Origin of the sequence: Streptomyces sp. YS-3 (genome assembly GCF_045257485.1) — a bacterium.
In the GTDB taxonomy this organism is placed as follows: Bacteria; Actinomycetota; Actinomycetes; order Streptomycetales; family Streptomycetaceae; genus Streptomyces.
In genome coordinates, this window is sequence record NZ_JBJHPC010000296.1 from 1 (window position 1) to 8855 (window position 8855).

Here is an 8855-nt window from a genome sequence, read left to right on the forward strand (position 1 = left end):
CCCCCGGAGGGCCCCCCGCAGGCCAGAGGGATCAAATCCCGCCACAGACCGATCCCGCGCGGTCTTATTCGCCCGCACCCAATCAATTACAGTGCTGCGCCATGACCGCAGCAGCCACCGGACCCACCACCTCCATATGGGGCCGCACCGAGCAGCAGGACTTCCGCAGCCGAGTCCGCGGCAGCCTCCTCGGTGGTGCGATCGGCGACGCGCTCGGCGCCCCGGTCACCCCCCTCACCCTCGACGCGATCCGCACCCGGTACGGGCCGCGGGGCGTCACGGGCCCGGCTGCCGGGGGGCGTATCACCGCCGCCACCCAGCTCACCCTCTTCACCGTCGACGGGCTCATCCGCGCCCAGGTCCGCCGCGACACCGGCGCCTGGCACCCCCCGACCGACGTGCACCGGGCGTATCTGCGCTGGAGCGCCACCCAGCGGGACTGGGGGCCGGACGAGCGGCGTACGGACAACGGGTGGCTGGCCGCGGAGGAGTGGCTGTACAGCAGGCGCGACCCCACCCGGCCGTGTCTGCTCGGGCTCGCCGACGACGTCATGGGCACCCTCGACCGGCCCAAGAACCCCGACGCCCGCGACGCCGCCGCCGTCACCCGCTCCGGCCCCTTCGGACTGCTCGTCGGCTGGGAGCCGCAGCTCGTGCTCCAGCTCGCCGTGGAGTGCGCCGCCCAGACCCACGGCGACCCCGCCGCGTACCTCTCGGCCGGGGCCTTCGCCGTGGTCGTGCACGGGCTCGCCCGGGGCGAGTCGCTGGACGCTGCCGTCCGGCGGGCGCTCGGTCTGCTCGCCCAGCGCCCGGGCCACCAGCCCGTCACGGACGCCCTCCAGAACGCGCTGGGCGCCGTACGCCAGGGCATGCCCGGCCCGGACCTGGTGGCCTCGCTCGGCGAGGGACACCTCGCCCAGGACGCGCTGGCCGTCGCCGTGTACTGCGCCCTGGTCGGCGAGGACATCCGCCACGGCCTGCTGCTCGCCGTCAACCATGACGGCCCCTCCGGCGCCACCGGCACCCTGTGCGGCACGCTCCTGGGCGCCCTGCACGGCGAGACCGCCCTCCCGCCGGGCTGGGTCGCGGGCCTGGAAGGGCGCTCCACCGTCCTCGAACTCGCCGACGACTTCGCGATGGAGATGACCCAGGGGCCCGCCCTGCACGGCCCGGGCATCAACGCCCCGGGCTGGCTCGCCCGCTACCCCCGCGCCTAGGAACGGCCCGCCCTCAGAGCTCCAGCGCCTTCGCCTCCCCCGTCTGCGCGGGGACCGCCGCCGACGCGGAGCCGGCTCCGGAGCCGGTCCCCGTCCCGGAGCCGTCGCCGTCGCCGTCGGAGTTGATCCGGGCCAGCAGCGCGTCCCGCTCCGGGGTGTCCTCCGGCCGGACCAGGCCGATCACCACGTACAGCACCAGCGAGACCGCCAGCGGCACCGACACCTGGTACTGGAGCGCCACGCCCGTCCGGTCGGAGCCGTCCAGGTTGTAGTTGACCAGGAAGAACGTCACCAGGCCAGCCGCCCAGCTGGTGAGCGCCGCCGTCGGGCCGGACTTGCGGAAGGCGCGCAGCATGCCCAGCATGAACGGGATCGCGATCGGGCCCATCAGACCCGCCACCCACTTGATCACCACGGTGATGATGTCCTTGAACGCGGGCGAGTTGACCTGGGTGGCGATCGACATCGACAGGCCGAGGAACACCAGCGTCGACAGGCGCGCCGCCAGCAGCCCCGCCCGTGAGTCCCAGCCGCGCGCCCGCCGCGAGAGCGCCGGGGCGATGTCCCGGGTGAAGACGGCGGAGATGGCGTTGGCGTCCGAGGAGCACATGGCCATCGTGTGGGAGAAGAAGCCGACGATGACCAGGCCGAGCAGTCCGTGCGGCAGCAGGCTCTCGGTCATCAGGGCGTACGAGTCCGAGGCGTCCGGCTTCTTGGCGTGCACCAGCAGCGGCGCGCACCACATGGGGAAGAACAGGACTGCCGGCCAGACCAGCCACAGGATCGCGGAGAGCCGGGCCGAACGGGTCGCGGAGCGGGCCGAGTCGGTGGCCATGTACCGCTGGGCCTGGTTCCACATGCCGCCGTTGTACTCGAAGGTCTTGATGAAGAGGAACGCGAGCAGGAACGTCACCGTGTAGGGCCCGGCGGTGGGGTCGGCGTGGCCGCTGGGGAGCTTGTCCCACACGGTCCACAGCGCGCTGAACCCGCCGAGCTTGCCCATCGTCGCGATCAGCATGGCGACACCGGCGCACAGCTGGATGACGAACTGCCCGAGCTCGGTGAGCGCGTCCGCCCACAGCCCGCCGACCGTGCAGTACACGGCGGTGATGCAGCCGGTGATGAAGATGCCCTGGGTGAGGGTGACCCCGGTGAAGACCGACAGCAGGGTGGCGATGGCGGCCCATTTGGCGCCCACGTCCACGATCTTGAGCAGCATGCCGGACAGGGCGAGGGCGAGCTGGGTGGGGATGTTGTAGCGGTTCTTGAGGTACTCGAGCGGCGAGGCCACGTGCAGTTTGGAGCGCAGCCGGTTGAGGCGGGGCGCGAAGAGTTTGGCGCCGATGCCGATGCCCACCGCGATGGGGAAGGACCAGGTGACGAAGGACGTCACGCCGTAGCGGTAGGCGATCCCCGCGTATCCCGTGAACATCACCGCGCTGTACCCGGACATGTGGTGCGAGATGCCCGAGAGCCACCACGGCATCCGGCCCCCGGCGGTGAAGAAGTCCGAGACGTCGTCCACCCGCTTGTGGGACCAGACGCCGATCGCGACCATCACGCCGAAGTAGCCGATGAGTACGGCCCAGTCGAGACTGTTCATTTGTCCCCTCCGAGGGGTCCGCCTTGTGAACGTCGAGGTGTATGCCGGTGTTCTTCGTCAGTACGTCCGGCTCAGCGGGCCCCGTGCGGGAGCGGGGACTTCCGGGGATTGAACCGCCTGTTCGGAGGGCTGGTCAAGACTTCCGTTGGTCATGGATATGAACACAGATCAGGAAGCAGAACGATTTTGCTTCGCCTTTACTCAATCGACGGTTGTCGCCCCGAGGGCGTCCGCCCCACCATGAACGGGCCACTTCGTCAGACGCGTACCTACGCGAACGGCCGCACGGGATGCGGGTCCCGTGCGGCCGAGAGAGCGGGTCCACCTGGTTCTGCTAGCGCATGATCTCGCCCGCGTTCACCAGCAGCGACTGCCCGGTGATCGCCCTGGCCCGGTCCGAGGCCAGGAAGGCCACGGCCTGCGCCACGTCCGTGTCCGTCGCCAGCTCCGGCAGTGCCATCCGCTCGGTGAGCCGCCCCAGCACCTCCGCTTCGGGCACCTTCTCGGTGTGCGCGGTGAAGCGGACGTACGCCTGTACCGGTGGCCCCCACATCCAGCCCGGCAGGACCGTGTTCACCCGGATCCGGTGCGGCCCGAACTCCCGGGCCATGGAGTACATCGCGGACGTCAGCGCGCCCTTGGACGCCGCGTACGCCGCCTGGCTCACCTGGGAGGGGGCGGCGATCGCCGACTGGGTGCCGATGACGACCACCGCGCCGCCGCGCTCCTTCAGGGCCGGCAGGCACGCCCGGGTCATCCGCAGGGTGCCGAGCAGATTCACGTCGAGCACGCCCTGCCAGGTGGTGAGGTCCGCGTCCTCGATCCCGCCGAAGTAGCTGTCCCAGGCGGCCACATGGACCACCGCGTCGATCCGGCCGAACCGCTCCAGCGCCAGCGCGGCCAGTGCCTCGCACTGGGCCTCCACGGTGATGTCGGTGGGCCGCCAGGCGGTGTGCGCGCCCCCGGGGTCGATCTCGTGGGCCGTCTTGAGCAGGTTCTCCCCGGTGCGCGCGCCGAGCACCGCGTTGCCGCCGTCCTGTACGACGGTCTCGGCCACCCGGTGCCCCAGGCCCGCCCCGACACCGGACACGACGACCGTCTTCCCGCTCAGCGACATCTGGGCGCCTCCCGGCTCTGGCAGTTCTTCTGACGGAGCGTCAGAGTAGGGCGGTCGGCGGCAGGAGGGAAGGGGAGCGTGGTGGGCGAGGAGACCAGGAGCGAGACGTACGCGGAGCTGGCGGCGGTGGGGCCGTACGGGGTGCACCCCGGCCACGCCCTGATCACCATGGTGGAGCCGCATCCGGGCCATGAGTACGCCTACAACCGCTGGTACGAGGACGACCACTACTACGCCGGGGCCATGGCGATGCCCTGGATGTTCGCCGGGCGGCGCTGGGTGGCCACCCGCGCGCTCCAGGAGCTGCGCTACCCGGAGGAGTCGGCGGTCGCCCGGCCGGTGACCGCCGGGTGCTACCTCTCCACGTACTGGATCACCGAGGGCCGCTACGACGACCACATGAGGTGGACCGTCGGCATCAACAAGCGGCTCAACCGGGACGGCCGCGTCTACCAGGACCGTACGCACGTCTTCACCGCATTCCAGGACCACGAGGCGACCGTCTACCGGGACGGGGCGGCCGGTCCGCGCGACTACCACGCGCTGGACCACCCGTACGCGGGCCTGGTCCTCCAGGTGATCGACTCCGGGAGCCCGGGGCAGCGCGCCGAGCTGGTGGAGTGGCTGCGCTCGCGGCATCTGCCGCGCCGGCTCGCGGGCGGCCCGGCCGCGCTGGTGACGGTCTTCCGGCCGACCCCGCTGCCCGGCGACCGGATGAGTTACGTCAAGCAGGTCGAGGGGGTCGGCACGCGCCTGACGCTGCTGTGGTTCCTGGAGCGGGACCCGGGCGAGGTGTGGCAGGAGCACTTCGCGGACCTGGGGGCGGTGGTCGCCGGATCGGGGCTCGGGCGGGTCGAGCTGGCCGCGCCCTTCATCCCCACGGTGCCGGGCACCGACCGCCATGTCGACCGGCTGCGTCGCTGAGCGGGTGGGCCCGGACAGCAACCAGCCCCCTCGGCCAGGACGGCGGACCAGTCGAGAGGGCCTTGCTCACTTCGCGGTGGAGCGATGCCGGTGAAGGTCAGACTCCACGCGGGGAGGTGCGGTTGACGTCCTGGAGGAAGGCCGACCACGTCTCCGGGGCGAAGTCCAGCTTCCCGTTGAGCGGGTTCTTGGAGTCGCGGACGGAGACGGTCGAGCGATCCGCCGCCTTGATCTCCACGCAGTCGCCGTTCACGGCGGAGTACGAGGACTTGGTCCAGTCCGTCAGTGCAGGCTGCTGAACACGCATGATGACTCCGATGCTTGATCCGGTTGTCCGGGTGATGTGCCCGGCCGCTGAGGGCCAGCGGGTCTGCGTGTGACGCTACGCCGCAACATCACCGGCCGCAGGGGTCGTTCACCCGTCCGGATGGCATATTCCCTTGGGTCCTTCTCAGTTGAGGAAACCAAGGTGTAGGGTGCCCGCCTCCATGGGCACGGCCGTCCCTGGTGTCACTCGCTCACAGCGAGTACCCGTCCACCACCTGGTGGATGAAGTCCCGCGAGTGCTCGGCGCTGAGCGCCTTGGCCCGCAGATGCTCGTACATCACGGTGTAGCTCTGTACGTCGGCGGCCTTCTCCAGATACAGGTCGCTGGTGACGCCCTCCAGATAGACCACGCTCGCGTCCATGGCGTCGTGGAACTCCAGGATGGCGAACTTGCCGTACATCCCCGGATGCGCGCCCGCGTCGTACGGCAGGACCTGGAGCGTCACGTGCGGCTGCTCGCTGAGGTGCGCCAGGTGCAGCAACTGGTCGCGCATGATCTGCTCGTTGCCGACCACCCGCCGCAGCAGCGCCTCGTCGATGACCGCCCAGAAGCGCAGCGGGTTGGACGGGTCGGTGAGCCGGTCCTGGCGTTTGAGCCGGATCTGGATCCGTTTGTCGATGTCGCTGGAGGCGGCCTCGGGCCACATGCCCTCGATGACCGCCTGCGCGTACTCCCGGGTCTGGAGCAGTCCGGGCACGATCAGCGACTCGTAGACGCGCAGGCTCGCCGCGTCCGTCTCCAGGCCGATGTAGACGCTGTACGGGATGTCGCCGAAGGCGTGCCACCAGCCCTGCTGCCGGGAGTCCTTGGCCATCTGCATCAGGGAGTCGACGATCCGGTGGTCCTCGACCTCGTACACCCCGCACAGGTCGCGTACGTCGCGCTGGCTGATGGAGCGGCGGCCGTTCTCCAGCCGGCTGATCTTCGACTGGGAGACCAGCAGGCGCTCGGCGACCTCCTCGGCCGTCATGCCCTTCAGCTCGCGGAGCCGACGGAGCTCCTGGCCCAGTCGGCGTCGCCTGACGGTGGGATTGACGTTGGACGCCACGGGAACTGCACCTCCGGCTGCGGCACTTCTGCTGCTCTTCTGCTCTTGTGCTCAGCAGACTGCCACCAAAGTTCCCGGCCGCGCTGGGAAATGGCCACACACGGTGGGGTCCCCGCTACCGGCGGTACGAGCGCCGGGCCTCGGCGGAAGCGAGTCGCGCGGGACCGGCGAAGGCCGGCCCCGCGCGCCCGTGACGCGACTCCCGAACCGGGTCGTGAGGGGGACGTCGGTGCGGCGGTGGTGCGGGGTGGTGCCCTGGTGCTGGGTGGTGCGGGTCGTGCCGGTGGTGCCGTGGTGCGTGAGGTGGTGCCGGAGCGGGCCGCTAATGGGCCACGGCGCGGGCCATGCTGCCGCGGTGCGGCTGCATCGGGACGCCGGGCGCGGTCGCGGTCGCGCGGGCGCCCGCCGCGGCGGCGGGACCGCCGGCGCTGCGACGCGGTTGCGCGCCCACTCCGTTCTGGACGTCCATGACGGCGTGCGCCACCAGTCCGCCCATCGGGTCGTGCCTGATCAGATCCCGGAGGCGGGAGCGCGATGAACGCCCCTCGTTGCCGGGGTACAGGTGCTTGCCGAGTCCGACCGCGTGGGCCAGCGCGGCGAGCGCCGCGGTCCGCGGGTCCGGCGGTACGCCGGTGCGGATCGCACTGTCCAGCCGGGCCCTGATGTCCCGGCTGATCGCCGTGTCCGTCGCCTGGTAGCGAGTCGTCGGCAGCACCCCGCACATCTGGCCCGCCACGGCATGGACCATGCCGCACCGCTCCAGGTGCGCGAGGTAAATCTGGCGCAGCCCCAGCCGGGGCCCGCCGATCCAGTGGACGGCCCGGACCGGACTGCCGCGCCTGCGCAGCAGTTCCAGTGCGGAGTCCAGTGTCGGATCTCCTGTCGGCCGTGCCATCACCACGGCGATACGATCCCCGTCTGGGGCTATCCGTCCTGCCAGAGCCAGCTCCACTAGCTGGGCTCCGGCGAGGCCGAGGTCGAGCGACTGCGGCTGCGCTGTGGTACCCGTGGCCGGGTCCAGAGCGAGCAGCAGAAGCTCCTCCGGAATTGTTCTGCGGCTCCTGCCCATCCATGCCTCCCCGCGTGGATGAATGACAGGGTGACCCCTCTCACATTCATCTGTCGAGAGCGCCTGGCCGGTACGTACGGGAACCGACAGGTATGTCGTTCTCGTCTAGCACGGGGGTCAACCCCGCACACAGGACACTGGTAGATGGTTCGGACAGGTTCGGACGGCGCCCCGGGGCGCCGGGAGGAGGCATCGGTGGCGGGCGAGTCCCCCGACAGGTCGAAGCAGCAGCAGTCGTCGGGGGAGACGACTTCGAGCGAACGCGATCCCCGTGTGGCGGTGTTCGGACCGGATGACGGTCCCGGGGCCGCATCCGGTTCCGCACCGGAGCGCGAGGGTTCCGCGAACGGCTCCAGGGCTGGTTCGGCGAACGGTTCCGCGAAGGGTTCGGCGGAGGGCTCCGTGAAGGGTGCCGTGAAGGGGGCCGCGGCCGGTCCGGCCAACGGCTCCGTGAAGGGTTCCGCGAGCGCGGCCGTGAACGGCTCGGGCGAGGGTGCCGGTGCCGATCGGGCCACGGACGGTGGTTCCGCCCCCGTGGACCAGGCGACCGCGGTCTTCCGCGCCCCGCGCCCGGCGGACCCCGAGTCCCGCGACACCCGCCTGCGGGCGGCCGTGGCGGCGTGGGTGGCGACGGACGACGACCCCTATGCCGCCGGTACCGCCGACGAGCCGGCCGGTGCGGGCGCGGAGGGCCCGGGCGAGGAGCCCGCCGAGGGGGCCACGCCCGTACGGGAGAGTGCGCCCGCGCCGAAGGCGACCCCGGCCACCGGGCCGGACAAGGCCGCCGAGGCCGCCGGGGACGCTCCCGGGGCCCCGGAGGCCGACGCCGGGGCCGCTCCGGCGTCCCGTGACGACCGGGCCGCCGAGAAGGCGGACGGCAAGGCAGACGCCGAGGACGCGGACAAGGACGCGGACAAGGGCGCGGGCAAGACTGCGGCCAAGGCGCCCCGCGAGGCCGCCGACTGGCCCGTCCAGGGGGCCGCCGAGGCCTCTGACACCGACGAGCCGTCCGCCGAGGCCGAGGCGAAGCGGACCGGCGACCCGAAGTCGACGGGCGATGCCACGGCGGACGCGAAGCGGACCGGCGATGCCAGGTCCGAGGCGAAGCCGACCGCTGACGCGCAGCCGACCGGCGATGCCACGGCCGAGCCGAAGCGGACCGCCGAGGTGAAGCCCGAGGCGAAGCGGACCACCGACGCGAAGCCGACCGGCGACGCGAAGCCGACCGGCGATGCCAAGGCCGACGCCGCCACGGCCACCACCGCCCAGCCCGTCTCCGACGGTGACGAGTCCGGCCCCCGGGGCCGGTCCGCCTCCTGGGGTGCCAAGCCCAGTGCCGCAGGCGCGGGCGCGGGCGCGCGGGCCGACGCCGGTGTCGATCAGCCCACCGCCGTTTTCAAGGCCGTCAAGCCGCCCGTGGTGGACCAGCCGACCACCGCCATCCGGCGGCCGGGCGGCGCGGCCGAGTCCACGGCCGAGCGGGCCAGCACGTTCGTACCGCTGCGCTCCGACGACGTACGCCCGGCCGCCGGATGGCGGTGGTCGGCTG

General features: G+C 71.8%; 7 protein-coding genes and 1 pseudogene. 3 read left to right on the forward strand and 5 right to left on the reverse strand.

Going from position 1 to position 8855, the window contains the following annotated elements; genetic code table 11:
* The first annotated feature begins 101 nt into the window (after positions 1–101).
* Positions 102–1217 carry an ADP-ribosylglycohydrolase family protein gene (locus ACJA3G_RS22475; protein ID WP_406554827.1) on the forward strand — a complete coding sequence of 372 codons (1116 nt, stop codon included), beginning with the start codon at positions 102–104 and terminating at the stop codon, positions 1215–1217.
* Positions 1218–1230: 13 nt separating this feature from the next.
* On the opposite strand, the gene ACJA3G_RS22480 is transcribed toward ACJA3G_RS22475, so the two are convergent.
* Positions 1231–2820, reverse strand: coding sequence for a sodium:solute symporter family protein (locus ACJA3G_RS22480; RefSeq protein WP_406554828.1), 1590 nt, complete (start codon positions 2818–2820; stop codon positions 1231–1233).
* Positions 2821–3154: 334 nt separating this feature from the next.
* Complete coding sequence (locus tag ACJA3G_RS22485) at positions 3155–3937, reverse strand: SDR family oxidoreductase (protein WP_406554829.1); 783 nt, start codon at positions 3935–3937, stop codon at positions 3155–3157.
* Positions 3938–4018: 81 nt separating this feature from the next.
* Here ACJA3G_RS22485 and ACJA3G_RS22490 point away from each other — a divergent pair, with 81 nt between their 5' ends.
* A complete protein-coding gene (locus ACJA3G_RS22490) occupies positions 4019–4861 on the forward strand; it encodes a hypothetical protein (RefSeq protein ID WP_406554830.1) in 843 nt (280 codons plus the stop codon).
* A 97-nt stretch (positions 4862–4958) separates the two neighbouring features.
* Here the strand turns inward: ACJA3G_RS22490 and ACJA3G_RS22495 are convergent, their stop codons facing one another.
* From ACJA3G_RS22495 to ACJA3G_RS22505, 3 genes are all read right to left on the reverse strand, one after another.
* Complete coding sequence (locus tag ACJA3G_RS22495) at positions 4959–5168, reverse strand: DUF397 domain-containing protein (protein ID WP_406554831.1); 210 nt, start codon at positions 5166–5168, stop codon at positions 4959–4961.
* A gap of 211 nt (positions 5169–5379) precedes the next feature.
* Entirely contained in the window at positions 5380–6237 is an 858-nt protein-coding gene (locus ACJA3G_RS22500) for a helix-turn-helix domain-containing protein (protein WP_406554832.1), read from the reverse strand.
* Between the two features lie 322 nt (positions 6238–6559).
* Entirely contained in the window at positions 6560–7306 is a 747-nt protein-coding gene (locus tag ACJA3G_RS22505) for a GPP34 family phosphoprotein (protein ID WP_406554833.1), read from the reverse strand.
* A 402-nt stretch (positions 7307–7708) separates the two neighbouring features.
* Here ACJA3G_RS22505 and ACJA3G_RS22510 point away from each other — a divergent pair.
* A pseudogene (locus tag ACJA3G_RS22510) lies at positions 7709–8855 on the forward strand (hypothetical protein); the annotation flags it as partial.